This window comes from Natronococcus sp. JC468 (assembly GCF_012163165.1).
GTDB classification, from domain to species: Archaea; Halobacteriota; Halobacteria; order Halobacteriales; family Natrialbaceae; genus Natronococcus; species Natronococcus jeotgali.
In genome coordinates, this window is sequence record NZ_JAAVUO010000011.1 from 75,263 (window position 1) to 98,196 (window position 22,934).

Annotated in this window: 25 protein-coding genes, 1 tRNA gene and 1 other RNA gene; 14 read left to right on the forward strand and 13 right to left on the reverse strand. The window is 67.6% G+C overall.

The window, feature by feature from the left end; genetic code table 11:
- Nucleotides 1–129 precede the first annotated feature (129 nt).
- Nucleotides 130–1,764 (forward strand): NAD-binding protein, encoded by a 1,635-nt coding sequence (locus GWG54_RS08915; protein ID WP_167937442.1) that lies wholly within the window; start codon nt 130–132, stop codon nt 1,762–1,764.
- A 149-nt stretch (nt 1,765–1,913) separates the two neighbouring features.
- Nucleotides 1,914–2,226: signal recognition particle sRNA (gene ffs / locus GWG54_RS08920), an RNA gene on the forward strand.
- 205 nt (nt 2,227–2,431) lie between these two features.
- Here ffs and GWG54_RS08925 read toward each other — a convergent pair.
- The 3 genes from GWG54_RS08925 to GWG54_RS08935 are packed head-to-tail and all read right to left on the reverse strand — an operon-like array spanning nt 2,432 to nt 3,898.
- Complete coding sequence (locus GWG54_RS08925; protein ID WP_167937443.1) at nt 2,432–3,322, reverse strand: mechanosensitive ion channel family protein; 891 nt, start codon at nt 3,320–3,322, stop codon at nt 2,432–2,434.
- The gene (locus GWG54_RS08930; RefSeq protein WP_008426441.1) at nt 3,319–3,567 is read right to left on the reverse strand and encodes a YhbY family RNA-binding protein; all 249 of its coding nucleotides are present in this window, start codon (nt 3,565–3,567) and stop codon (nt 3,319–3,321) included. The genes GWG54_RS08925 and GWG54_RS08930 overlap by 4 nt, the downstream gene beginning before the upstream one ends.
- A gap of 52 nt (nt 3,568–3,619) precedes the next feature.
- The gene (locus GWG54_RS08935; protein ID WP_008426442.1) at nt 3,620–3,898 is read right to left on the reverse strand and encodes a ribonuclease P protein component 4; all 279 of its coding nucleotides are present in this window, start codon (nt 3,896–3,898) and stop codon (nt 3,620–3,622) included.
- Nucleotides 3,899–4,058: 160 nt separating this feature from the next.
- Between GWG54_RS08935 and GWG54_RS08940 the strand changes: the two genes are divergently transcribed.
- Nucleotides 4,059–5,831, forward strand: a complete 1,773-nt coding sequence (locus tag GWG54_RS08940; RefSeq protein WP_167937444.1) for an ABC transporter substrate-binding protein — start codon at nt 4,059–4,061, stop codon at nt 5,829–5,831.
- Nucleotides 5,832–5,835: 4 nt separating this feature from the next.
- Complete coding sequence (locus GWG54_RS08945) at nt 5,836–6,699, forward strand: phosphatase PAP2 family protein (protein ID WP_167937445.1); 864 nt, start codon at nt 5,836–5,838, stop codon at nt 6,697–6,699.
- Between the two features lie 194 nt (nt 6,700–6,893).
- On the opposite strand, the gene GWG54_RS08950 is transcribed toward GWG54_RS08945, so the two are convergent.
- Nucleotides 6,894–7,259 carry a hypothetical protein gene (locus GWG54_RS08950; protein ID WP_167937446.1) on the reverse strand — a complete coding sequence of 122 codons (366 nt, stop codon included), beginning with the start codon at nt 7,257–7,259 and terminating at the stop codon, nt 6,894–6,896.
- Between the two features lie 112 nt (nt 7,260–7,371).
- Complete coding sequence (locus GWG54_RS08955) at nt 7,372–8,124, reverse strand: DUF2797 domain-containing protein (RefSeq protein WP_167937447.1); 753 nt, start codon at nt 8,122–8,124, stop codon at nt 7,372–7,374.
- A 177-nt stretch (nt 8,125–8,301) separates the two neighbouring features.
- On the opposite strand from GWG54_RS08955, the gene GWG54_RS08960 reads away from it, so the two are divergent.
- From GWG54_RS08960 to GWG54_RS08970, 3 genes are all read left to right on the forward strand, one after another.
- Nucleotides 8,302–8,649 (forward strand): BsuPI-related putative proteinase inhibitor, encoded by a 348-nt coding sequence (locus GWG54_RS08960; RefSeq protein WP_167937448.1) that lies wholly within the window; start codon nt 8,302–8,304, stop codon nt 8,647–8,649.
- 89 nt (nt 8,650–8,738) lie between these two features.
- On the forward strand, nt 8,739–9,650 hold the full coding sequence (locus GWG54_RS08965) for a CbiX/SirB N-terminal domain-containing protein (protein ID WP_167937449.1): 912 nt from the start codon (nt 8,739–8,741) through the stop codon (nt 9,648–9,650).
- 2 nt (nt 9,651–9,652) lie between these two features.
- Complete coding sequence (locus GWG54_RS08970; protein ID WP_167937450.1) at nt 9,653–10,777, forward strand: DR2241 family protein; 1,125 nt, start codon at nt 9,653–9,655, stop codon at nt 10,775–10,777.
- Here GWG54_RS08970 and GWG54_RS08975 read toward each other — a convergent pair.
- The 3 genes from GWG54_RS08975 to GWG54_RS08985 all read right to left on the reverse strand — a co-directional run bounded on the left by GWG54_RS08975 (nt 10,774) and on the right by GWG54_RS08985 (nt 13,081).
- On the reverse strand, nt 10,774–11,385 hold the full coding sequence (locus GWG54_RS08975; protein WP_167937451.1) for a hypothetical protein: 612 nt from the start codon (nt 11,383–11,385) through the stop codon (nt 10,774–10,776). The genes GWG54_RS08970 and GWG54_RS08975 overlap by 4 nt on opposite strands.
- Nucleotides 11,386–11,396: 11 nt before the next feature.
- Nucleotides 11,397–11,591 carry a methytransferase partner Trm112 gene (locus tag GWG54_RS08980; RefSeq protein ID WP_167937452.1) on the reverse strand — a complete coding sequence of 65 codons (195 nt, stop codon included), beginning with the start codon at nt 11,589–11,591 and terminating at the stop codon, nt 11,397–11,399.
- A gap of 110 nt (nt 11,592–11,701) precedes the next feature.
- Nucleotides 11,702–13,081 (reverse strand): adenylosuccinate synthase, encoded by a 1,380-nt coding sequence (locus tag GWG54_RS08985; RefSeq protein WP_167937453.1) that lies wholly within the window; start codon nt 13,079–13,081, stop codon nt 11,702–11,704.
- A 319-nt stretch (nt 13,082–13,400) separates the two neighbouring features.
- Between GWG54_RS08985 and GWG54_RS08990 the strand changes: the two genes are divergently transcribed.
- Nucleotides 13,401–13,706 (forward strand): hypothetical protein, encoded by a 306-nt coding sequence (locus GWG54_RS08990; RefSeq protein WP_008426473.1) that lies wholly within the window; start codon nt 13,401–13,403, stop codon nt 13,704–13,706.
- A gap of 47 nt (nt 13,707–13,753) precedes the next feature.
- Here GWG54_RS08990 and GWG54_RS08995 read toward each other — a convergent pair whose 3' ends face one another.
- The 4 genes from GWG54_RS08995 to GWG54_RS09010 all read right to left on the reverse strand — a co-directional run bounded on the left by GWG54_RS08995 (nt 13,754) and on the right by GWG54_RS09010 (nt 17,591).
- Nucleotides 13,754–15,442, reverse strand: a complete 1,689-nt coding sequence (locus GWG54_RS08995) for a hypothetical protein (RefSeq protein ID WP_167937454.1) — start codon at nt 15,440–15,442, stop codon at nt 13,754–13,756.
- Between the two features lie 37 nt (nt 15,443–15,479).
- Nucleotides 15,480–15,758 carry a UPF0058 family protein gene (locus tag GWG54_RS09000; protein ID WP_008426477.1) on the reverse strand — a complete coding sequence of 93 codons (279 nt, stop codon included), beginning with the start codon at nt 15,756–15,758 and terminating at the stop codon, nt 15,480–15,482.
- Between the two features lie 102 nt (nt 15,759–15,860).
- Nucleotides 15,861–17,039: an ABC transporter ATP-binding protein gene (locus GWG54_RS09005; protein ID WP_167937455.1), complete on the reverse strand. Its 1,179-nt coding sequence runs from the start codon at nt 17,037–17,039 to the stop codon at nt 15,861–15,863.
- 84 nt (nt 17,040–17,123) lie between these two features.
- Nucleotides 17,124–17,591, reverse strand: a complete 468-nt coding sequence (locus tag GWG54_RS09010) for a DUF5793 family protein (protein WP_167937456.1) — start codon at nt 17,589–17,591, stop codon at nt 17,124–17,126.
- 163 nt (nt 17,592–17,754) lie between these two features.
- On the opposite strand from GWG54_RS09010, the gene GWG54_RS09015 reads away from it, so the two are divergent.
- The 4 genes from GWG54_RS09015 (at nt 17,755) to GWG54_RS09030 (ending at nt 20,390) form a co-directional block, all read left to right on the forward strand.
- Nucleotides 17,755–18,414, forward strand: a complete 660-nt coding sequence (locus GWG54_RS09015; protein WP_167937457.1) for a class I SAM-dependent methyltransferase — start codon at nt 17,755–17,757, stop codon at nt 18,412–18,414.
- 95 nt (nt 18,415–18,509) lie between these two features.
- On the forward strand, nt 18,510–19,451 hold the full coding sequence (locus tag GWG54_RS09020) for a hypothetical protein (protein ID WP_167937458.1): 942 nt from the start codon (nt 18,510–18,512) through the stop codon (nt 19,449–19,451).
- A gap of 99 nt (nt 19,452–19,550) precedes the next feature.
- A tRNA-Gly gene (locus GWG54_RS09025) sits at nt 19,551–19,621 on the forward strand.
- A gap of 298 nt (nt 19,622–19,919) precedes the next feature.
- Nucleotides 19,920–20,390, forward strand: a complete 471-nt coding sequence (locus GWG54_RS09030; RefSeq protein ID WP_167937459.1) for a hypothetical protein — start codon at nt 19,920–19,922, stop codon at nt 20,388–20,390.
- Nucleotides 20,391–20,764: 374 nt separating this feature from the next.
- On the opposite strand, the gene GWG54_RS09035 is transcribed toward GWG54_RS09030, so the two are convergent.
- Complete coding sequence (locus tag GWG54_RS09035; protein ID WP_167937460.1) at nt 20,765–21,088, reverse strand: amphi-Trp domain-containing protein; 324 nt, start codon at nt 21,086–21,088, stop codon at nt 20,765–20,767.
- A gap of 155 nt (nt 21,089–21,243) precedes the next feature.
- Here GWG54_RS09035 and GWG54_RS09040 point away from each other — a divergent pair, with 155 nt between their 5' ends.
- Together GWG54_RS09040 and fen are read left to right on the forward strand one after the other, a co-directional pair.
- Nucleotides 21,244–21,777: a GNAT family N-acetyltransferase gene (locus GWG54_RS09040; RefSeq protein ID WP_167937461.1), complete on the forward strand. Its 534-nt coding sequence runs from the start codon at nt 21,244–21,246 to the stop codon at nt 21,775–21,777.
- 86 nt (nt 21,778–21,863) lie between these two features.
- Nucleotides 21,864–22,841 carry a flap endonuclease-1 gene (gene fen / locus GWG54_RS09045; protein WP_167937462.1) on the forward strand — a complete coding sequence of 326 codons (978 nt, stop codon included), beginning with the start codon at nt 21,864–21,866 and terminating at the stop codon, nt 22,839–22,841.
- Nucleotides 22,842–22,934: the final 93 nt, after the last annotated feature.

Sequence of the window (22,934 nt, forward strand, 5' to 3'; positions counted from 1 at the left end):
GGTTTGCTCGTGCGTCGCAACCCGCGGGTCCTTGCACTGGCCCCACGAAGAGAGATAGTCGTCCGCCGCAAAGCGCGAGCGAATGATCGATGACGGCGGCGACGGACCGCGCGCCCGGAGCAGGTGATCGTGGTCCGACTCGTCTATCGAATCGCGGGCTACTTCGGCTCGTTGCTACTGCTGATCAGTACGTACGCGTACCTCTACCAGTGGGGAATGGCCGTCCTCGAGGGCGAACCGCGAACGTGGTTTCAGGCACTCGAGGTCGTCTTCCACTCGATGACGACGACGGGGTACGGCCAGGATGCACCCTGGGAAACCCCCGAGATGACGCTCCTGATGATGCTGATCCAGGTGACGGGGATCAGCTACATCTTCGTCGCCGTCCCGCTGTTCGTCATCCCGTGGCTGCAGACGATCCTCCAGCCGACGCCGCCGGAACACGTCAACGAACTCGAGAATCACGTCATTATCGTCGGCTACACCGACCTCTGTGAGACGCTCGTCGGCGAGCTCGAGGCCAGCGGGACGCCGTACGCGATCCTCGAGGCCGACGAGGACCGCGCCCGGCGGCTTCACGAGGACGGCCTCACGGTCCTCCACGGGGATCCGGCGACCGACGACGCGCTCGACGCGGCACAACTCGAGGACGCAAGCGCGGTCGTCGTCGACGGCGCCGAACACGAATTCGTCAGGGCTGTCCTCGCGATCGAAGACCACGACCCCGAGGCCACGGTTTTCGTTCTCATCACCGATCCCTCGCGGGCGCGGTACTTCCGGTACGCCGGCGTCGACGAGGTGCTGTCGCCGAAACACCGGCTCGGAAAGGCCCTCGGGGACAGGGTCCGCGACGTGGTCGATTCCGACTTGGGCGACGAACTCGAACTCGGCGAGGCGTTCGACGTCGTCGAGTTCCTCGTCGATCCGGACGCCGACCTCTTCGGAGAGACCGTCGCCTCGTCCCGTCGACTCGAGGAGACTGGTGCGACCATCCTCGGCGCGTGGATACGCGGCGACTTCGTCACGACGCTGTCCGAGCGCGTTCGCATCGACCAGAACACCGCGCTGCTCGTAGTCGGGTCAGAGTCGGAACTCGAGGCGGTCGCCGACGCGACGGGCACGACCGGACACCGCTACCGGACGGCAGCCGATCCCGTCGTCGTGATCGGTGCCGGTCTCGTCGGGCGGTCGGCGTACGGAACTCTCGAACGCGCCGGTCTGGAGACCGTCGTCGTCGACCGCGAGGCCGGCGACCACGTCGACGTCGTCGGCGACGCGACGACCGAGGAAACGCTCCTCGAGGCGGGGATCGAAGACGCCGAGACGCTCATCGTCGCACTCGAGACGGACGACGACGCGATCCTCACGGCACTCACCGCCCGCGCGCTCACCCCCGATCTCGAGATCATCGTCGGCGCCAACACCGCGGAGAGCGTCGCCGCGTTGCGGGCCGCGGGGGTCGATTACGTCCTCGCGCTGCCGAACGTCGCGGGCCGGATGATCCTCCGTCGCGTGTTCGAACAGGAGGTCATGACCCTCGGCGATCGGCTCCAGCTCCGCTCGACGGACGCGGCTGCGCTCGTGGGCGACGAACTCTCGTCGGCGAAGATACGTCGAGAGACGGGGTGTTCCATCGTCGCGCTCGAGCGCAACGGAGGCCTCCACTCCGCCGTCGACGGAATGCGTTTCGGCGCGGACGATCGCCTCGTGATCGCCGGTACGGACCGAGAAGTCGGCCGGTTTCGGGAAGCGTACGGCGGATAACGGTGCACTCGGCGAACTCGAGCGGCTTCGCCCCGCCCCTCCGCGTTCACCTCGAGAGACGGGTTCGGTTCTCCGCCGTTCGAGACCGATCCCCGCGCCTTCGATCGATTTCGGAGGCGAAAGGCCCTTAAGTTCCTGCCCCCTACGTAGGGATGGATAGGTCGGGCAGTTTGGCCCTGCTCGTTACCCGCGCTATGGTCATTAGCGGGGACCGAACGCCGCGGGCGTCCGGTCAGACCGGCCGGGGCCCCGGGAGCCAACAGAGAAGCCTCGTCCGTCGGGGACAGCGGTCCGCGGTGGCCGTCCGCAGGGACGCCCCATCGCGGTTAGTCGGCGACAGCCCATCAGGCGCGGAAGCGAGCAGTGGACCGCCGGACACCTGTCGCTCGACGGGTCGCGGGGTGGAGAAGGCAACCGGGATTCCCCCGGCCGGAACGCCGGGCAACCGCGGCCCTCCACACTCATACTTCGTTCCGTACTCCTCACCTCGAGCAGCGGCGTTGCCACCGTTCGACGTATCGGTGAGCGTCCTGGCTTCACTCCGCGGTCCAGCGAACGCCGTGCGGTCACGAGACCGAAAGTGCGCCCCCTCACCGGCTCGCGCCATCGCTCGAGCGTACTCCCAGCTATTGATGTGATCGTCTCGACGAGTAAATCCCACAGGACGCTACTCGGCGGCTTCGGCGACCTGCTGTCGGTCCTCGAGTTCGAGCCCGCCCTCGAGGGTGCGAACGGGGTAGGGGATGTCGATCCCCTCCTCGTCGAAGCGCCGTTTGACGGCGGTGATGAACTCGCCTCTGGTGCGGACGAAGTCGGCTCTCGAGGGGTTGGCGATCCAGATCCGCGACTGGAGGCCGACGTCGGAGTCGTTGAGTTCGGTCAGTCGCACCGACGGCGCGGGATCGTCCATGATATCGGGATGGCGTCGGGCCTCCTCGACGATGATGTCGGTCGCCTGCTGGATGTCGTCGCCGTAGCCGATGCCGAAGACGAACTTCAGCCGGAGCTTGTCGCCGTCGACGGGGTTTTTGATGACGTTCTCGGTGAGCGCCGAGTTCGGGACCGTCAACAGCTCGTTGTCGAACGTTCGAACCTTCGTTACGCGGAGGCTGATGTCCTCGACGACGCCGGCGTAGTCGCCGTTGTCCCACTCGATCCAGTCGCCGATGCGGAACGGTTTGTCGACGTAGATGAACACGCCCGCGACGAAGTTCGAGATGACGTTTTGTAGCGCTAGCCCGACCGCGAGCGCTCCGGCCGCGGCGATCCCGGCCAGCGACACGAGGAAGTTCTCGTATCCGGCGAAGCCGAACGCGCCCGCGACGGCGACGAAGAGGACGCCGAACCGCGTCAGCATCAACAGCGGGTTCCGGACGTGTTCGTCCAGATCGCGCCGATCGAACGCGCGGTTGACCAGCGGAACGAGGACGAGCCGTCCGATCGCCAGCACGACGGCGAAGGCGACGACGAACCGCATTCCCGTGATCGCGAGATCGACCAGCGTCGCCGTATCGATCGTGTCCGGGGTTTCGACCTGGGCGGGCGGTCCGCCGATCATCGGTACAGTACCGCGGTGTGACCGCGGGCGTCGACGAGCTCCGCGTCGACCCGATCGGCGAGTTCGGCCGCCTGCTCCTCGGTCGAATCGCCGGCGCGGGCGGCTCTCAGAAACTTCACCTTCACCAGATCCGCGTTCGAGAGCTGATCGTCGAGTTCGTCTACGACGGCCTCGAGGCCGCTCTTGCCGACCCAGACGGTGACGTCGAGGTCGTGAGCTCGCCGCTTGCGCTCTTCGATATCCATACCTCCGCATAGCAACGCGAACCGTTTGAATCTTAGCAATATCGGACGGAGTCTACTCCTCGTAGGGGTATCGAGCCTGGGCGCCACAGTCACACGTGATGACGACGTGGCCGTCTCGAGTTCGAACGCGGGCGTTCCGTCCGGGCCGCAGGTACGCGTCGCAGGCGTCGCAGGTGAACCGACGGAACTCCCGAGGGAGCGCGAGCCGGTTTCGCTCCGCAATCCGGCGCGCGAGCCGAACGTAGTACCGGGCGCGGTCGGTGTCGCCGTCCGCGGCCGCCGCTCGAGCCAGCTCGTGGAGGCGGTCGATCCGCTCGGCGGCGACGGTCACGTCCGCGTGTTTCTGGCGTCTCCACATTGGTGTTACGGAACGGACGAAACGGAACGAAACGCCGATTATGCGGGGTATATCGACTCAAACATCCGGTTTATCACACGCACAGAACAGAAGATTGTTATATAGCTGTCCCGAATCGGGACACCAGAGCGGAATGAATAGTGAATCAACCGGTCCTGACGACGGTGTCAGCCGGCGGACGCTGTTGGCCGCTGGCGCGACCGGACTCGTTCTCCCGACCAGTGGCTGCGTCAACCGCGCCGAGAGCACCGTCAACCAGGACACGGACCGCCTTGCCCTCTCCATCACGACGGTCCCCGCCGACGGCGACAGAGAAGCCGTCCGTATTGCCCGCGAACTCGAGGCCAACCTCGAGGCAGTCGGTGTCAACACCTCCATCGATATGCGATCGCGCTCGGAGTTTCTCGAAACCGTGTTGCTCGGCGGCGAGTTCGATCTCTACGTCGGGCGCCACCCCGCCGACTTCGATCCGGACTTCCTCTACGAGACGCTGCACTCGACGTACGCGAACGAAGCGGGCTGGCAGAACCCGTTCGGGTTCGCCAATATCCCCTTCGACAACCACCTCGAGGCCCAGCGCCGGGCCAGCGGCGAGCGACGCCGGGAGATCGTCGCGGAGCTGCTCGAGTCGCTGGCCGAGGAAAAGCCCTTCGAGCCGCTGTGTTTCCCCGTGGAACACCGCGTCGCCCGGAGCGATCGTTTCGAGGGGTGGAACCACGACCACCCCGAGAGCCGCCACGGGTACCTCGGTCTCGAACCCGCCGAGGACGTCGACCGCCTCCGCGTGCTCGTCACCGACTCCCGGATCTCGCGGAACCTGAATCCGCTGTCGGCGACGCTGCGCGAGCGGGGATCGACGATCGATCTGCTGTACGACTCGCTGGCGACCGAACACGACGGCGAACTCGTCCCCTGGCTGGCCGAGGACTGGGAGTGGACGACCGTCGACGGGAGGGACGACATCGTCGGCCACGTGACGGTGACGCTCCGCGAGGACTGTCGGTTCCACGACGGCGAACCGCTCACCGCAGCCGACGTCGCCTTCACCTACCAGTTCCTCGAGGATACGGCGCTCGGCCGCGCCGAGTCCGCGTCGCCGGCGCCGCGGTACCGGGGCCACGTCTCGGCGATCGAGAACGTCGTCGTCGAGGGCGACCGCGAGCTTCGCCTCGAGACCTCGGCGGGGGACGAGGCCGCCCGGCGCGCGCTCACCGTCCCGATCCTTCCCGAGAACTGGTGGCGCGAGGAGGTCGAGTCCCGTATCGAGAGCGCGATGTCGTTTACGCCCACGCAGGGACGGTGGGGGCTCGTGACGATGGACAACGTCCCGCCGATCGGGAGCGGCCCGTTCCGCTTCGAGAGCCGTAGCGAGCGCGAGCACCTCACCCTCGAGCGGTACGAGGACCACTTCACCCGTCGCGAGGACGTCGACCTGCCCGCGGTCGGCGTCGAGCGGCTCCAGTTCGGCATCGATCCCGGAAGCGCCTCCTCGATCGGGCGCGTCGCCAACGACGGCGCCGACTTCACGGCGTCGATGCTCGAGGCCCACGCGCTCGATACGATTCCGGACGATTCCGACGTCGAGCACCTCACGACACCGTCGCAAACGTTCTACTACGTGGGGTTCAACACGCGTATCGAACCGTTCAGCAATCCCCACGCCCGGCGGATCGTCTCCCGGCTGCTCGACAAGTCCTGGATCGCCGACGAAATCTTCGCGGGCCAGGCGACTCCAACCGTGGCGCCGCTTCTCGAGGAGTGGGTGCCCGACGAGCTGGCCTGGGACGGCGCGGATCCGGTAGCACCGTTTTTCGGCGACGACGGAGAGCTCGACGTCGAAGCCGCCAGGGACGCCCTGGAGGGCGCGGGGTACCAGTACGACGAGCAGGGTCGGCTTCGCCTGTAATACGATGGACGCTGATGTTCTCACCCAGGTGCTGACGCAGGTTGCCGTCGTCGTCAGTGCCCTGTTGCTCACGTCGATCGTCGTGTTCGTCGGCCGCGAGCGCCTCGTCGCGACCGCGAGGGAGTGGCGCTCCCGCATCCGAGCGTCGGCACCCGCGTTAGCGGGGCTCGCAGCCGTGCTGTGGCTCAACCGCGTCATGCGACAGGCCGGCCCGGGGATCTCGGAGTTCATCGGGCTCCACATGACCAAGGCGTTCTACGATATCGAGGGGGAGTTCGTCCTCGTCTTCCAGTCGATCGCGACCGAGGAGCTGACGGCGTACTTCTCGTTTATCTACGTCTACGGTTACGCGTTCCTGCTGATCTTCCCCGGTATCGCGTACTTCGCGCTGTCGGAAACGCGGACCTTTCGGCGGCTGCTGACGGCGTACTCGCTCAATTACGTGCTCGGATTGGTGTTTTACCTCCTGATCATCGCCTACGGCCCGCGAAACGTGATGCCCGAGGAGTTGACGGTGACGATGCTGTACGACAACAGTCCGGAGTACCAACACCTCACCCGCGAGGTCAACCGCAACACCAACGTCTTTCCCTCGCTGCACACCTCGCTGTCCGCCACCGTCGGGATCTTCGCGTACAAGACGCGCTCGAGCTATCCGAAGTGGTTTCCGGTCGCGGCCGTGCTCGCGGTCAGCGTCGCGATCTCGACGATGTACCTGGGAATCCACTGGGGAATCGACGTCGTCGCCGGACTCACGCTGGCGGTCAGTTGCGTCTGGCTCTCGGATCGGCTCGTCGGCCGTCGGCCGACCGCTGCGGTCCGTCGGTACCTCGACCGTCGACTGGAAGACCGCGACGAGCGGGAGTGACTTCGACTGGTATGCGGTACTGGTGTACGCGGAGCGGATACGCGCCGTCGGCCACCTCGCGTTTCGTCGACGATAGCCCGATCGAGTTTCGTCGTCGTCTTCGGTCCGTCGAACTGACGGCGACGCGCGGCGGACGATCGCGCCGCTGCGCGAGCCAGGAACGCCTCGAAAACGGAAACCGAAACTGAAGTCGACTACCGATCCTCGAGCGCGTCGGCGATGCGCTTGAGCGCGCGGGTCTGATCGCGCATCTCGTCGCGGAGCTGTCGAACCTCCCGGACGAGCTCCTCGTTACCCTCGTCCTGGCCGCCGGGACCGCCCGGACCGCCGCCGGGACCGCCGCCCATCATGCCGCCCATCATCTGGGCGAAGGGGTTGCCGCCGCCGCCCATGCCGCCGGGGCCGCCACCGCCGCCGCCGAACGGGCTCTCGGGCGGTTCGCCCTCACCCTCGCCTTCCTCGGCGCGCTTCTCGCGGATCTCCTCGACTCGCTCTCGGAAGGATTTCTCCTCGCCGTCGCCGTCGTCACCGACGTCCTCGGGTTCGTTTTCGTCAGCCATACCTCCGGGTTCTGTACCGCCGCGGAAAAGGATTACCATGTTCCCGACCGCCGACGCGTTTATCCGGCGCGTGTGATCCCGAGCGACTCGAGCGATACCGGTTCGTCTCGAGTCAGCCGAACGATCCGAGCGACGACTGGCGATTTCCGCTCGGCATCCCCGTCGCGATCTCGTAGCCCACGAGGTCGCGCAGGTCGACGGCGTAGGTCGTCGCGCCGTTCTCGAGGACCAGCAGCCGTCCCTTCACGCCGACGACCGTTCCCGAAGCGATCGTCTCGCGGATCGGGCGGCGGTCGAGTCCGAGGCCGTACTCGAGGTCGAACCGGTCGATGACGTCGAACTCCGCGAGGGCGTCCTCCCAGGCGGCCTCGTCGACGGACCTCGCCAGCGAGGCGACCTTCCGGTCCGTCCGGACGCGATCGACCAGTCGGGTGGCGATCTCGGACTCGAGTTCACGGGCGATCCGGCCGTTCGAGACGGTGTGGACGTGGGCCGCCCGGTCGGCGCCCTGCTCGCGGAGGCGGGTCTCGAGGCGCCGGGATTTGGTGACGCCGACCTTGAACGTGTCCGGGGCGAACGCGGCGACGTAGACGGCGTGTTCCTGATAGCAGTCCATCTCGGGTTTGAGACAGGTGCCCGTACAGCGGGCGCAGACCCACGTGTTCGTGTGGTGATCGCAGTACGGGGCCGTCGAGCGGTCGCAGGGGACGTGCTCGCCGTCGGCGATCGTTCCCGCACAGTGTCGCGGACCCAGCGCGTACGAGAGTTCCGCGCCGGGCTCGAGCGGGACGGCTTCGACGCTCCCGCCGTCGGCGACCAGCAGCGCCGACCCCCGTCCGCTCGGCTCGTACCCGACGAATTGCACGTCCCGAAGCTAGCGGCGAACGCGGATAGGCCTACTGTTCCCGGAGACCTCCGGTTCCCGACCGGGATCCGTCGCGGTCGACGGGCCCTCGAGCCTCGGTCAGACGGCGGGAGCGGCTCGTCGAGCGTCGACCGCTGCCGGCTCAAGACCTATACGGCGAAGCGGCGCAGGTCCGGTATGGTACTCGAAGGAGAACTCAAGGCGACGGTATCGTCCGGCGCTGGAACGGATGCGGTTCGGTTCGAGTTCGCCGTCACGAACGCGGGCACCGAACCCGTCGAGCTCCGGTTCTCCGACGCCTGCAAGGCCGAGTTCGTCGTCGAGGACGAGGGCAGGGAGGTCTGGCGCTACACCGACGGTCGGCTGTTCGCCCAGATGATCGGCTCCGAGCGGATCGCACCCGGCGAGACCGCGACCTACGGGGCAGAGTGGGAGGATCCCCTGACCGGGGAGTACACCGCCGTCGCGGAGCTGCGCGCCCAGGACGGCGCGTGCGAGGCCAGAACCGATCTCTCGATCCCGTAGCCGACGGCCCGTCGCTCGAACCGTCGGGAACGACGGCAATGTGCGCCCTCGGCGAAGTTCCTAAGCGGCGCCCCTCCCAACGGTCGCGCATGCAAGCGCTGGTCGTCGCGGCCCACGGGTCACACCTGAACCCGAACGCCTCGGATCCGACCTACGCCCACGCCGACGCCGTCCGCGAGGCGGGGGCGTTCGACGAGGTCCGAGAGGCGTTCTGGAAGGAGGAACCGCACTTCCGGGAGGTGGTACGTACCCTCGAGTCCGAGGAGGTGTTCGTCGTCCCGCTGTTTATCAGCGAGGGGTACTTCACCGAGCGGGTCATTCCCCGGGAGCTACGCCTCGAGGGATGGGACCCCGCCCGCTGGGAGTCCGACGGCACCGACGCCTCCCACGTCACCCTCGAGGCGACCGACGTCGGGAAGACGATCCACTACTGCGGCCCCGTGGGAACCCACGACGCGATGACCGACGTGATCGTCCGGCGGGCTGAGAGCGTTACGGGCGATCCCGGCGTCGGGGCCGGGTTCGGACTGGCGGTCGTCGGCCACGGCACCGAGCGCAACGAGAACTCCGCGAAGGCCGTCGAGTACCATGCCGACCGCATCCGGCGGCGGGACCGCTTCGACGAGGTGCGGGCGCTGTTCATGGACGAGGAGCCCGAGGTCGACGATGTCACTGACTTCTTCGAGAGTGACGATATCGTCGTCGTCCCCCTGTTTATCGCCGACGGCTACCACACCCAGGAGGACATCCCCGAGGACGTGGGACTGACCGAAGACTACCGACTGGGGTGGGAGGTTCCCGCCGACGTAGACGGTCGCCGGATCTGGTACGCCGGCGCCGTCGGTACCGAGGGACTGCTGGCCGACGTGGTCCTCGAGCGGGCGGCCGACGCCGGCGCGGCCGTCGGCGACGCCCGCGAGCGCGTTCGCGCGGCGACGGCGGTCGACGGCGAGAGCGCGAGCGGGGACGAGCGCGGACCGAGCGCGGGTGCGGGTGACTGACCGTGTCCGACTTGCCACCCGGCCTCGAGGACCTGCTCGCCGCCGCCGAGGGCGGCCTCGAGTTCGACGGGCTCTTCCTCGAGCGCGCGGCCGACGGAACGTACGTCCTCGAGACGCCCGATGCCGAACGGGCCGAACTCGAGGCCGAGGAGCTTCGGACCGCCCTCGACTCGCGCCCGCGGTACGTCACGAACTGGCGCTACTGGGACGCGATCGGAGGCGAGGGGACCGCCCGGAGAGCCTTCCTGCGCTGGTGCGAGCGGGCGCCGATCGCGGAGGCGACGGTCGACCACCGAACGCTCGAGGACACTCCCCTCGAGGTTCCGGCCCGCTACGACGCACTCGCGGACGGCCTCGAGCGGGAGTGGGGCGAGCTCCTGGTCACTGTCGGACTCGACCGCGAGGAGGGCGAACGCGTCTACGAACTCCGTCACGTCGACGACGCCGACCGCGCTCGCGGCGCGCTCGAGGTCCGCGACGATCCCCGGGAGGCCCGCGAACTCGCGACCTACGACGAGGACGGCCGCTACCGACCGCTGAAGACCGCGCCCTCCCTGCGCTCGGGCTGGATCCTTCCCGACCTGACGGGCCGCGAACTCGTGGAGGGAGTCGACTTCTTCTACCCCGCGACGATCGCCAACTGGCACCGGGAGCTGCGCGGCGAACTCGACGTCGATCACTGGACCGAGACCGCCGCGCGCCAGACGGGGATCTACGACGTGATCGACGAGCTCCCCCGCGAGGCCGTCGACTGGATGGCCGAGGCCTGCTGCGTCGACTCGCAGTGTCTGCGCCGCCGGGAGTGGGAGTACGACGACGGCGACGCGCTCGCCCCCGAAGGCGGCACGGGCCCGTTTCCCTGCCGGGAGCCCTGCTCGCTCGTCGTCGCAGCCGCGCGCCAGTGGACGATCCTCGAGTCGGAAGACGAGCGCACCTACGAACTCGAGTTGACGACGAGCGAGTTCAACCAGCTCGCCGAGCTGATCGACGCGGTCGCGGACGGGCGCACCGACGAGATCCGGGAGGCCGACGTCGGGGACGGCGCGAACCGCTACCGGGCGCGGTACCTCCGGGCAAAACGGTTCGACGAGGACGGCGGCCTCGAGGCGGTAGAGCGGGAAAACTAGTCGCGAACGCGTAGTCCGACCGCGGCGACGACGGCGACGGCGACGACCGCGAAGACCGCGACCGCCGTCGTCCCGCCGGCGGTCGCGGCGACGGCGAGCGCCAGCACGAGCGCGAGGGCGACCCCACCGAGCGCGAGCGCTGCCAGGGCCGTCGGACCCAGGCCGTCGGAGCTCTCGCGGTCGCCGAACAGCGGCCGCGACGGTTCGGACGAACCGGCGCTATCGCTCGCCGAACGGTTCGGCCGCGCGAGGGACTCGTCGACCTCGACCCGGTCGGGACCGGGCTCGATCGTGACCGCGATCGCCGCCGACTCGGCGCCGTATCCCGTCGAGACCTCGAGATAGCCCTGCACGGGATCCTCGAGCCCGCTCGGATCGACGTCGATCGGAACCGGGGTCCGCGCGTCAGCCTCGACGTAGTAGTTCGACTGGGGTAGCGAGGCGACGCGGGCCAGCTCCTCGTCGAGCCGGCAGTGGACGTGGGTCGGCGTGTCGTGGCCCTCGAGCAGCAGGGTGAACGACTCGGCCGTCTCGAACGTGGCGGTCGCTGCCTCGAGGCGCCCGGGCGAGTCACGGTTGACGTGGACGGTGACCGCTGGGGTGAACACGGTTCGAGCGTTCAGGCGGAGGACTCTTCGCGCATGTCCGGCGGCAGCAGGTTCGGGATCCCGTCCTCGATGGGGTAGCGCTCGCCGCACTCGGTACAGACGAGGGTCCCGCCGACGACTTCGTCGTCCTCGTATTCGGCGTCTTCGAGCTCCAGGTCGTGTTTGTCGAGTGGACAACAGAGGATCTCCAGCAGCGACTCCTTCATACTACGACAGGCGAACGCATTCAGCAAAAGGCTTCGGGAACGCCGCGGCGATCGGGTCGAATCGAGGCGAGCGGCGGGGCTCCGTCCCGAAACGGGGGCGGGCCGGAGAGCTACTCGTAGGGGTTCTCGACGACGACGGTCTCCCCGCGGCCCGGACCGACGCCGACGGCGTAGATGTCGGCCTCGAGCTCGTCGGCGACGTACTCGAGGTAGGTGCGGGCGTTCTCGGGGATCGCCTCGTACCCCTCGTCGGCGACCGCGCTCCAGTCGACGTCGTCCCAGCCCTCGAAGGTCTTCAGGTTCGCCTCGCAGCGACCCCACTCCTCGGTCGTCGGAGGCATCGCGAGCAGTTCCTCGCCGTCGAGTTCGTAGCTGTGGCCGACCTGCACCTCCTCGAGGCCGGCGAGCACGTCGATGTGGTTGATTGCGAGGCCGGTGAAGCCGTTGACGCGCGCGGAGTGGCGTAACATCGGCATGTCGAGCCAGCCGACGCGGCGCGGGCGACCGGTAACAGTCCCGTACTCGCCGCCCTCCTCGCGGATGTACGTTGCGAGCTCTTCGTTCTCGCCGTCGCCCTGTTCGTCGTAGTCGGGCGTGTCACCGACGACGCCGCCGAGTTCGGTCGGCAGCGGGCCACTCCCGACGCGCGTGAGGTAGGCCTTGACGATGCCGATGATCTCACCGTCTGCGATGACGTTGGGACTAAGGCCCGTGCCGACTGCTGCGCCGCCCGCGGTCGGATTCGAGGAGGTGACGTAGGGGTAGTTCCCGTGGTCGATGTCGATGACGGTCCCCTGTGCGCCCTCGAACATGACGGTCTCGCCATTGGCCATCGCGTCCGTGAGGAACGCGCTTGCGTTGACGGTCATGTTCTCCTCGGCGAGGCGCTCGCCGACCTCGCGGAACTCCTCGAAGAGTGCGTCGACGTCGAACGCGTCCGGATTCTCGAGGTCCGAGACGTCGGCGCCGTAGACGTCCTCGACGAGCGCGCGCTTCTGTGGCACGACGTACTCGAGTCGGTCCCGGAGCACGTCGGGGTCGAGCAGGTCACCGACGCGGACGCCGCGACGACCGGCTTTGTCCTCGTAGGTCGGGCCGATGCCGCGACCGGTCGTGCCGACTTCCTGATCGTCTTCGCTCTTGACGTCCTCCTCGATACCGTCGAGGACACGGTGAAACGGCAGGATGACGTGGGCGCGTTCCGCGACCCGAACGTCGGGATCGAGGCCTTTCTCCTGGAGCGTCTCGATTTCGTCGAACAGCGTCCGTGGGTTGACGACGCAGCCGTTGCCGAGCACGCCGACCTTCCCTCGGACGGCGCCGGAGGGCACGAGCGACAGTTTGTACTTCTCGCCGTCGTGAACGACGGTATGGCCTGCGTTGTCGCCGCCCTGATACCGGGCAACGACGTCGGCGGCGTCGCCGAAGAGGTCGACGACTCCGCCCTTCCCTTCGTCGCCGAGTTGCGACCCGACGATGGTGACGGTCATAACAGCGGCGGATTCTTGCCCGGCCGATAAACAGATTACGGTCTGTGCGGGCGATCGACGGGGAACGTATCCACGGACGCGGATACCGTTCGGAACTCAGCGGCGCGCGAGCCGGGTGCGGGACACATCTCCGTGCAGCGGCCGCGCGACCGTTCCCGTCAAATCGGTCCGCAGGCGAACCCGTTCGTGCCACACACGCCTGCAGGCGTGTGCGACCGGAAGCGTTAACTACTGACAGGATCTGACACACGATTGAGAGTGGTCGTTTCACTCGCAGAGAGTAACTTTTAAAGGCTCCAAAGACAAGTTAACAAATGCCATGATAGACCGACTTGAGAAGGAAGTCGATATGTTGGAACGACATCTGCAGGTCCTGAAGATGGTCATCGAGAACGAACCGATCGGGATCGTCAAGATGTCGAACGAGACGGGATACCCCCACCACAAGGTCCGGTACTCCCTGCGGGTCCTCGAGGAGGAGAACCTCATCGAGCCCTCGAGCCAGGGTGCGATCAAGACCGAACGCACCGCGGAGTTCGTCGACGACCTCGACGGCAAGATCGACGACATCGTCGACAAGCTCGAGGGAATGAAGATCGAAGACGTCGCCGAGATCGAAGGCTAGTCTCTCCTTTCTCGTCGTTTCGTGCGGATAGGGCCCGAGCGACGCGATCAGAGTTCGGGGACGGTCAGATGTAACCCCGCCGACCGCGCCTCGGCCAGACAGAGGTGATAGCCCGGATCGTTGACGTAGCTCAGCCGCGAGCCACGGCTGAGGAAGCCGCTCCTGGTCGCCTCCTCGACGACCTCGAGCGCGCCGGGTTCGAAGTAGCTCCGGGCGACGACAAGCGCGGCGGCGAACTCGGGGTAGCGGTCCGCGACCGCCGACGCGTCCGTCCTCGCGCCCTCGACGCGCTCGCGCGGGATCGGATCCCGGGAGTCGTCAAGAATCGCGACCAGTAGCGGGCTCCCCCGCTTGTCGTAGGCGACGACGTCGAACTCGACGGAATCTCGGTCGTCCTCGAGAGGGACCGCGGAACGGAGTTCGACGCGATCGATCCGCGAGATTCCCTCGTAGAGGTCGGCGAGGGCGTCCGCGCGGCCGGTGTCGCGGATCTCGAAAAAGAGCTCCGTCGCGAGCCACTCGAGGAACCGAAACTCCATCGTGTTGGCCAACACCTCCTCGAAGGGGTCGCCGTCGATGGTCGCGCCGACGTCGTCGAACCGCGTGTGATACTCCAGCCGCAGGTTCGAGCCGACCGCCTCGCGCTCGATGCGGGCCTCGCGGGCCGCGCCGAGCGTCGGCTGGCTCCGGGACTCGTACCGGACGAAGAGGTTCGTCTGCGAGAGTGCCTCGTCGAGCCCGAGGTCGGGGCCGGGCGCGGACTCCCGCGGCGGGCCCGCGCGGGCGTCCTCGAGTTCGGCCTCGAGGGTTCGGACCCGCGAGCGGAGCCTGTCGACGGTCGCCGACAGCTCCCGGTTTCGAGCGCGAAGCGACTCTCGTTCGGCCTCGATGTCGTCGACGTCCGCGTCGCGATCCGCGGCCTCGAGGGCGCCGTCGCCGTTCGCGCCGGGTTGCGTTCGCGCCGACTCGCCCGTGGGTTCGTCCCGTGCTTCGCGAGACGCCGGATCGTCTCGAGTCGTCGGCTCGGGTGGTTCGTCGTTCGACCGATCGGTTTCCGCCTCGGTCGCCTCCGTGGACGGTTCCGACGCCCGATTCCCCGCGGTCGCTCGAGCGGCCTCGGCGCTCGCGGCGCGCTCGTCGTCGGGATTCGTGCTCTGGCCGTCCGCTCGGGATCCGGCTTCGGCGCCGGACGGCGCCTCGACGTCTAGCTCGGCGACGTCCCGAACGTCGATCTCGACGTCGACGACCGCGTAACTGCCGCCCTCGTCGGCCGCCCGCTCGAAGGCGTCGGTCCCCACGAGCAGTCGTTCGGCGTCGCCGACGTAGGCGACCGCCATCCGGCGACCGCCGTAGTAGACGAGGTAGTAGTCCCCGCTGTGGACGTTCTCGCTCAGTTCGACGAAGCCCGTGAACGACCCCTCCCGGAGGGTTCGGTCGATCTCCTCGAGGGGCGTCTCGACCGTGTCGTACGTTCCGCGGGGGGCGCCACACCGTGCCTTCATCGAGCAAAGCAACGGCAGGGCGCGGTGGGGAGCCTCGTAGACCGTTCCCGAACCGCCCGCGAACGCCTCGGGAGCGCCGTCGACGACACCGACGATGCGACCGCCGAGCACGAACAGCCAGGCACCGTCGGAGACGACGGCGCCGGAGAAATCGCCGGCAGCCAGAGCGCGGAGATCGCCGTCGAACGGCCGAGAATCCCAGCGTTCGACGCGCTCTTGCGTGCGCGAGTCCATGCGTGAACAACCGGGATCCGAGACAAATACGTTTCGTCTATATCTTCGATTCGGCGTCCTCGGCGAGTTCCTTCATGCGTTTGCCGATCCGGCCGGCGCTCGAGAACTCGTCCTCGCTCATCGCCTTCGCCAGCGCGTTGCCCAGCACGAAGACGGCGTGTTTGTGCTCGCTCTTCGATTTGTGGACGTGCGACGGGTCGACGTCGAGCTGGCGGTACGGGTCGAACAACTCCTCGTCGACCTCCTCGCGCTCCGAGAAGTACTCCATGATCACGACGAGTTCTTCGTGGAGTTCGAGGAGTTCGTCCTTGTGCATACCCCGATGTAGGAAGGGTTTCGGTTTAAGCATTGTGTGGCGACGCGTCGCAAAACCGCCGCATCGCCGGAGAACCGGACGGAACAGGGGGCTGGTGGCGCTTCAGTCGGCGGCGACCGAGGGCGTTCGGTCGCGCTGGCCCGCGGGGAACCAGGCCAGCTCGTGGTCGGCGGTGACCCGCACCGCGACGCGCTCGTCCAGGTCCATTCGGTCGGAGTGGTTGTGCATACACTCGATCGTCTCGCCGGTGTCGAGCTCGACGCGGTAGAGTACCGTGGGTCCGAGATAGCGGCGGTAGACGACGGTGCCGTCGGCCGCGGCGTCGACGTCGGCGGCCGAGTAGGCGGTCACGTCGTCCGGTCGGACCAGCAGGTCGACGTCGGTCCCGTCGTACTGGTGGGCGAGGCCGTTGACGCTGTCCCGAGGAACCTGTCCGAGGGCGGTGTCGACGGCCTCGCCCCGGACCGTCCCCGAGAGGAAACTCGCGTGGCCGAGAAAGCCCGCGACGAACCGTGATTCGGGCTGTTGGAAGACCAGCTCCGGCGTGTCGACCTGCTCGATGTCTCCGTCGTTCATCACGGCGACCCGATCGGAGATCGACAGCGCCTCCTCCTGATCGTGGGTGACCGAGACGGCGGTGACGCCCGTCGCTTTGATGATCCGACGGACCTCCTCGCGCATCTCGACGCGAAGGTCGACGTCCAGATTCGAGAACGGCTCGTCGAGCAACAACATCTCGGGTTCCGGCGCCAGCGAGCGCGCGAGCGCGATCCGCTGTTGCTGGCCGCCCGAGAGCTCGTCGGGGTAGTCCTCGCCGTGATCCTCGAGGCCGACCAGCTCGAGCAGCTCCGAGACGCGGGCCTCGCGATCGGGCTCGGCCCACTCCTGCAGCCCGAACGCGACGTTCTCGCGGGCGGTGAGGTGGGGAAACAGCGCGAACTCCTGAAAGACGACGCCCGTTCCGCGCTCCTCGGGCGGAACGAACCGACCCTCGTCCGCGACCGGGGTGCCCTGGAGCCGAACCGCGCCGTCGTTCGGTTTCTCCAGGCCCGCGATGAGACGGAGCGTGGTCGTCTTCCCGCAGCCCGACGGCCCCAGCAGGGTGAGGATTTCGCCGTCGCGAACGGACAGCGAAAGATCCGATATCACGTCCTCGCTCCCGTACCGCTTCGCGACGCCGTCGAGTTCGAGAACGACGTCCCCGTCCGCGTTCGGTTCCGGAGAGGCGGTTCTCGACTGCGCTTCGTCGGTCGCCGACGTGAGTAGGTGTCCGTTCGCCATATCGATTTCCGGCGTGTGCCGGCGTACATTCGGTTTAGGCGTCCCTAAAACACTTATAACTGCCGGTCGGTTCCCGGCTGCTGGCTAGAGTTCGATGCCGCTGGGGATGAGACTGTGCTGGCGGAGGAGGTTCCCGTCCTCGTCGTAGACCAGGAAGGTTCCCTTGTCGTAGCTGACGAACTCCTCGCCGTCGAACAGGATCTCGATCTCGTACCGTCCCTCGTCGGTTTCGTCCTCGCCGTACCCCCTGGCGGCGCGGATGAACCGCAAGACGTTGTCGGCGTCCTCGTTGAGTTCCAGAAGGAACTCGCCGGTCGTCCGGTTGGCGAGGCTCACGACGCCATCGGTGTCCTCCCCGAGCGGCCCCTGAAGCCGCAGGGCGGCATCGGTCTCGCTCGCCTCGAGGACGTCGCCGTCCGGGCCGGTAAGGCGCTCGCGGAGATCCGTCGCTGGGCCGGTGAAATCGATCGATACCGACGGTTTCGCCGGTTCGCCGTCGGTCTCGACCCAGTCGACATTGCTAACGTCCAGTGTGAAGTGCTCGCGCCTCATTCCGTACCGTCAGTTGGTACTCCCGCCGTATGAACGTAACGCAAAACTGCTCGGGAGTGCGATAGATCGGCGGTCGGACACCGCTCGCGTGGGCAAACGTAGTCGGCTGCGTGGCCGGAGCATCGAACGGCTTTTTTCCGCTCGCGCGCTCGAATCGAGCGAGATGAACCGCCGGAGGGCCGTCCGCGACACCTACGACCGGATCGCCGCCCACTTCGCCTCGACCCGCGAGTACGCCTGGCCCGAGGTCGAGGCGTTCCTCGCGGACCGCGACGTCGAGCGGGCCGTCGGGCTCGACCTCGGGTGCGGAAACTGCCGGCACGCCCAGCTGCTCGCCGAGTCCACGGGTATCGAGCGAACGGTCGGTCTCGACGTCAGCCGCGGCCTGCTCGAGACCGGGCGGGAACGAGCCCGCGAGCGGGAGTTCGACGTCGCGCTGGTCCAGGGCGACGCCGCGACCCTGCCCCTGGCCGACGACAGCGTCGACGTCGCGGTCTACGTCGCAACGCTACACCACCTGCCGACGCGGGCGACGCGACTGGCGAGCCTGGACGAGCTCGCGCGCGTGCTCGCCCCGGACGGCCGCGCGCTCGTCAGCGTCTGGTCGACCGCCCACGACCGGTTCGACGAAACCGAGGGGTTCGACACGACCGTCGAGTGGACCCTCCCCGGCGGGGAGACCGTCGATCGGTTCTACCACATCTACGACACCGCCGAGTTCGAACGCGACCTCGCGGCGAGCGACCTCGAGCTGCTGGAGTGGGAGCTCTCGAGCGGGAACTGCTACGCGACGGTCGCCGGCGCGGAGCCAGGAGAAGCGTAGTCGCCCCGCCGCCGCTGGCGCCTTTTCCGTCTTTCCTGAGTAGTAAAATAATGTACAGATTTTATGAAGTTCCAGTTTTGACTCTCGAGTGCGCTATGACGCGTCTGACTCGTCGTTCGGCGTTGCAGCTCGCAGGAGCATCGCTCGCCGCAGCTACCGTTCCCGCCGGCGCCGCCGGCGAGGACGGCTGGACGGCAGTCGAGACGCCGGTCGACAGCACGCTTCACGACGCCGCCGATACGGCGACCGACGTACACGCGGTCGGCGACGGCGGGGTCCTCGTCGAGCGCCGCGCGGACCGCTGGGAGATCGTCCACCGAGGCGGCCCCACCGGGAACGGCAACGACCTCTTCGGCGCGGCCGTAACCGACGACGGGAAACGACTCTGGATCGTCGGCGCGAGCGGCGCGATCGGCGAGTACGACGTGACGACCGGGAACCTCGTCGATCGCTCCGCGCCCAACGACTACACGGCCAACTTCAACGACGTCGCGGTCACCGGCCCCGCGGGCGACGCGGACGTCTACGTCGCCGACGACTCCGGATCGATCCACTACAGCTTCGAGAACGGCGCGGAGGGCACCTGGGAGTACGCGGTGCCGGGAAGCGGCTCCGGCCTCCCCGCGATCGAGTCCCACGGCGCCCGCTCGGGCCACGCCGTCGACACGAACGGCCGCGTCTACGCGACCGACGACGGCGTCACCTGGGAGCCGATCGGAATCGAGGACGCGAACGCGACCTTCTACGGGCTCGATAGCGACGCCGCGGACGACGTCACGGTCAGCGGCGGTAACGCGACGATCTTCGAGTACGACGGCAGTCAGTGGGTCCCCGAGAGCCTCGGCGATGCCGACCTCCTCGACGTCGATACCGACCACGGCGAGGGGTACGCCGTCGGCGGCGGCGGTACGATCTTCGAGTACGACGGCGGCGACTGGAGGCGGAATCAGACGCCCACCGGCGAGAACCTCCAGGCGATCGCACGCGGCGACGTCGACGTCGTCGTCGGCGCCGGCGGGACCGTCCTCGAGCGATAGCGTCGACTCGTCCGTTCGGTCGGCGCTCGAGACGCGGCGGAATCGACCGTCGCATTGAAACGGAATAGCCTTAAACGAGGAACGAAAACGGGAGAGTGCGCGCGGATGGTCTAGTGGTAGGACCTGAGCCTTCCAAGCTCATGGCCCGGGTTCAAATCCCGGTCCGCGCATTTCTGTCTTCAAAAGAGCGCGTCGCGCTCTTTTGGACCTCGCAAAGCTTCGCTTTGCTTAGCTGCGAGCAATACCGCGAGCAGCAGAAATCGCACGAGGGATTTGAACGAGAGAAGACGCAGCGCGCGAGCGAAGCGAGCGCGACCGTCTTCGCGTGGTTCAAATCCCGGTCCGAACCTTCTACCGAGGACGCTACTCGAGTAACGAAACCGTCTACTCGAGTACCCACGCTCGCTCCGGACAGCCCTTGCAACTCCCGGCAACGACCATACCGGAGCGGCCGTCTGAGGGCCGAATATGGGCACCAGATACGAGGAGGGAGACGTCGTCGCAACGCCCGACGGCCGCGGCGTCGTCGCGGCCGTCCTGACCGAATCGTTCGAGTTTCCCCAGGAGGGGGACGAACTCGCCGAGGTCTCCGCGAGCGACGACCAGCCCGCGTACGTCGTCGGCCTCGAGGACGTCGGCTCGGCGGTCTACCGCGCCTCGGCGCTCGAGACCAGCGACCTCGAGGACGAGGACGCTACCGAGGAGACCGACGGCGAGTCGCTGACCGAGGTCGTCGACGAGGACGTCGACGGCCTCGACGGTCTGCCCGAGGGGTGGGATCGGGACAGCGTCCTCGAGTACTGGTCGTCGATCGGGGGCTCCTGGGAGTCCTGCGTCGACGACATGACCGACGAGTTCGAGGAGGAACGCGCGAAGGAGCACTGCTCGGCGATGAAAGACGAAGTGATCCGGAGCGAGCGCTGGCGGAACCGGTTCTGATCGCCCGCAACCGACGCCTTTTCGCTGCCGATCGCTCTCGGACGAGATCTGAGGCGACTCATCCGAGCCTCGATGCCGTGTCCTCGGCGTGACGACGACGGTTCCGAACGGCTCGGCCGAGCGAGCGAATACGGAGCCTATCTGTTTTGGGATCAAAGCTATCGGACAACGGGTCCTCGTATCGACTGCAGTCGCGAGCTCCACACTCTTCATAACCACTTCCGATCCGTCCGTAGCCGAGGCGGCGCCGATCGAACCGCCTCGACGCCGAGAAAGCGACGTTCGCGCTCGGCGTTCCCACCGCTGGAGCGATTCGTGAACGACGCGGACGGCACCGCAAAAACGGTTCGTTCGATCGCCTCGAGGGCGGTCGGCTACTCCTCGTCGGCCTCGGCGCTCGGAACGAGCCACTCGAGTTCGATCTCGAGTTCGAGCTCGTCGTACTCGTCGTCCTCGGGCTCGCGCTCGAGCTCGACCTCGAACTCGAGCTCGTCGTCGGGCAGGTCGACCGTGACGGACTCGTCGTCGGTCGAGACGGTCAGCTCGCCGCCGTTCTCGAGCTCGTCGGCGAGGTTGCGCAGCCAGTCGGCGGCCTGGTCGGGGGACCGATCGAGTTCGGCCTCGATCAGTTCCTCTTCCTCGTCTTCCTCTTCCTCCTCGTCCTCGGGTTCTTCGGTTTCGGGTTCGTCGTCCGTCATCGTCCCTACGGACGGGACGGCGGCGGAAAAATCCGCCCGTTGAATGCGCCACTTTCGGTCGGTCTGGGCCGCGATCTCGGCATCGGCGCGAGCGACGTCCCGGGGATCGGTCTCGAGGCGTGACGCTTAGCACCCGCGCGGGCGAAGGCCCGACCGTGGAGTACGAACTGCTGGGCTGGCCGCCGGACGGACCGAAACTGCGACTCGACTACGAGCGGTTCAGCTACGCCGGGAAGTTCGTCATGACGAACACCGGCAAGGCGGTCGCGCGCGACGGCGACGACCTCGTCGCGGCGGTCGCGTTCAACGAGGACCGCACGGACGAGGCGACCCTCTGGCTGCGGTACGTCACCGTCGCCGGCGACCGCCGCGGCGAGGGGATCGGCCCCGAGTTGGTCGCGCTGGTCCGGGATCGCGCGCTCGAGCGGGGGTACGACCGCCTGCGGATCGCGGTCAACAACCCCTTCGCGTACGAGGCGCTGTACCGGGCGGGCTTTGGCTACACCGGCGAGCGGACGGGAATCGCCGAGCTCGTCCTCGAGTATCCCGCGCCCGTCGACGGGACGGACGACGGCTCGAGCGGCGTCCGGTACCGCGACGGCCTCGAGGAGTTTCGCGACCGCGACCTCTCGGCCGAGGAGGAGGCGTTCCTCGAGACCCGGCGAGGCGAGGATCCGCCCGACGCCTGAGCGACTCCGCCGTCGGTCCGCGGTTCGCGGGCGACGGACGCCCGGGAAGCCAACGATTCAAACCCCGAGGCGCCCAACGACCGGTAATGGGTAACGCTGCACTGCGAGAGCTTGCCGTCATCGAGGAGGTGCCGTTCGACGAGATCGAGGGCGTCATCGCCGTCGACGCCCACAACTGGCTCTACCGGTACCTGACGACGACGGTCAAGTGGACCGCCAGCGAGAAGTACACCACGGCCGACGGGACCGAGGTCGCGAACCTCATCGGCATCGTGCAGGGACTCGCGCGGTTTTTCGAACACGATGTGACGCCGGTGATGGTGTTCGACGGCGGTCCCTCCCAGCTCAAGTCCGAGGAGATCGAGTCCCGCCGCGAGCAGCGCCGAACGTACGAGGAACAGCTCGAGACCGCCCGCGAGGAGGGCGACGAGGTCGCGATCGCCCAGCTGGAGTCCCGGACCCAGCGGCTGACGCCGACGATCCAGGAGACCAGCCGCGAGCTGCTCGAGTTACTCGACGTCCCCGTCGTCGAGGCGCCCGCGGAGGGGGAGGCCCAGGCTGCCCACCTCGTCAAGCGCGGCGACGCCGACTACGTCGGCTCGGAGGACTACGACGCCTTGCTCTTCGGCGCGCCGCTGACGCTGCGCCAGCTGACCAGCAAGGGTGACCCCGAGCTGATGGACCTCGAGGCGACCCTCGAGCGTCACGACCTGACCCTCGAGCAGCTGATCGACGCCGCCATCCTGATCGGCACCGATTTCAACGAGGGCGTCTCGGGGATCGGCCCGAAGACGGCGATCAGCGAGATCACCGAGCACGGCGACCTCTGGAGCGTGCTCGAGGCCCGCGGGGATACGATCGAGTACGGCGATCGGGTCCGCCAGCTGTTTCGCGATCCGAACGTCACCGACGAGTACGGCTTCGAGACGACGATCGAGCCGGACCTCGAGGCCGCACGCGCGTACGTCACCGACGAGTGGGGCGTCGCGGCCGGCGAGGTCGAGCGCAGCTTCGAGCGCATCGAGGAGTACGCCACGCAGACGGGACTGGATCGCTGGACGTGAGCGCGACTCCACAGCGAGCCGACCCGTGCCGTTTCGTCAGTCGAACTGTCGTTCTCGCCGACGGCACCGCCGTGAGGCAGCCGACACCGTTCT

What these genes read in the sequence shown, in the direction of transcription:
- GWG54_RS08925 (WP_167937443.1), bottom strand. Translation starts at nt 3,322, where the DNA reads ATGATCGGCGGACCGCCCGCCCAGGTCGAAACCCCGGACACGATCGAT.
- GWG54_RS08930 (WP_008426441.1), bottom strand. Translation starts at nt 3,567, where the DNA reads ATGGATATCGAAGAGCGCAAGCGGCGAGCTCACGACCTCGACGTCACC.
- GWG54_RS08940 (WP_167937444.1), top strand. Translation starts at nt 4,059, where the DNA reads ATGAATAGTGAATCAACCGGTCCTGACGACGGTGTCAGCCGGCGGACG.
- GWG54_RS08945 (WP_167937445.1), top strand. Translation starts at nt 5,836, where the DNA reads ATGGACGCTGATGTTCTCACCCAGGTGCTGACGCAGGTTGCCGTCGTC.
- GWG54_RS08950 (WP_167937446.1), bottom strand. Translation starts at nt 7,259, where the DNA reads ATGGCTGACGAAAACGAACCCGAGGACGTCGGTGACGACGGCGACGGC.
- GWG54_RS08960 (WP_167937448.1), top strand. Translation starts at nt 8,302, where the DNA reads ATGGTACTCGAAGGAGAACTCAAGGCGACGGTATCGTCCGGCGCTGGA.
- GWG54_RS08965 (WP_167937449.1), top strand. Translation starts at nt 8,739, where the DNA reads ATGCAAGCGCTGGTCGTCGCGGCCCACGGGTCACACCTGAACCCGAAC.
- GWG54_RS08980 (WP_167937452.1), bottom strand. Translation starts at nt 11,591, where the DNA reads ATGAAGGAGTCGCTGCTGGAGATCCTCTGTTGTCCACTCGACAAACAC.
- GWG54_RS08985 (WP_167937453.1), bottom strand. Translation starts at nt 13,081, where the DNA reads ATGACCGTCACCATCGTCGGGTCGCAACTCGGCGACGAAGGGAAGGGC.
- GWG54_RS08990 (WP_008426473.1), top strand. Translation starts at nt 13,401, where the DNA reads ATGATAGACCGACTTGAGAAGGAAGTCGATATGTTGGAACGACATCTG.
- GWG54_RS08995 (WP_167937454.1), bottom strand. Translation starts at nt 15,442, where the DNA reads ATGGACTCGCGCACGCAAGAGCGCGTCGAACGCTGGGATTCTCGGCCG.
- GWG54_RS09000 (WP_008426477.1), bottom strand. Translation starts at nt 15,758, where the DNA reads ATGCACAAGGACGAACTCCTCGAACTCCACGAAGAACTCGTCGTGATC.
- GWG54_RS09005 (WP_167937455.1), bottom strand. Translation starts at nt 17,039, where the DNA reads ATGGCGAACGGACACCTACTCACGTCGGCGACCGACGAAGCGCAGTCG.
- GWG54_RS09010 (WP_167937456.1), bottom strand. Translation starts at nt 17,591, where the DNA reads ATGAGGCGCGAGCACTTCACACTGGACGTTAGCAATGTCGACTGGGTC.
- GWG54_RS09015 (WP_167937457.1), top strand. Translation starts at nt 17,755, where the DNA reads ATGAACCGCCGGAGGGCCGTCCGCGACACCTACGACCGGATCGCCGCC.
- GWG54_RS09020 (WP_167937458.1), top strand. Translation starts at nt 18,510, where the DNA reads ATGACGCGTCTGACTCGTCGTTCGGCGTTGCAGCTCGCAGGAGCATCG.
- GWG54_RS09030 (WP_167937459.1), top strand. Translation starts at nt 19,920, where the DNA reads ATGGGCACCAGATACGAGGAGGGAGACGTCGTCGCAACGCCCGACGGC.
- GWG54_RS09035 (WP_167937460.1), bottom strand. Translation starts at nt 21,088, where the DNA reads ATGACGGACGACGAACCCGAAACCGAAGAACCCGAGGACGAGGAGGAA.
- fen (WP_167937462.1), top strand. Translation starts at nt 21,864, where the DNA reads ATGGGTAACGCTGCACTGCGAGAGCTTGCCGTCATCGAGGAGGTGCCG.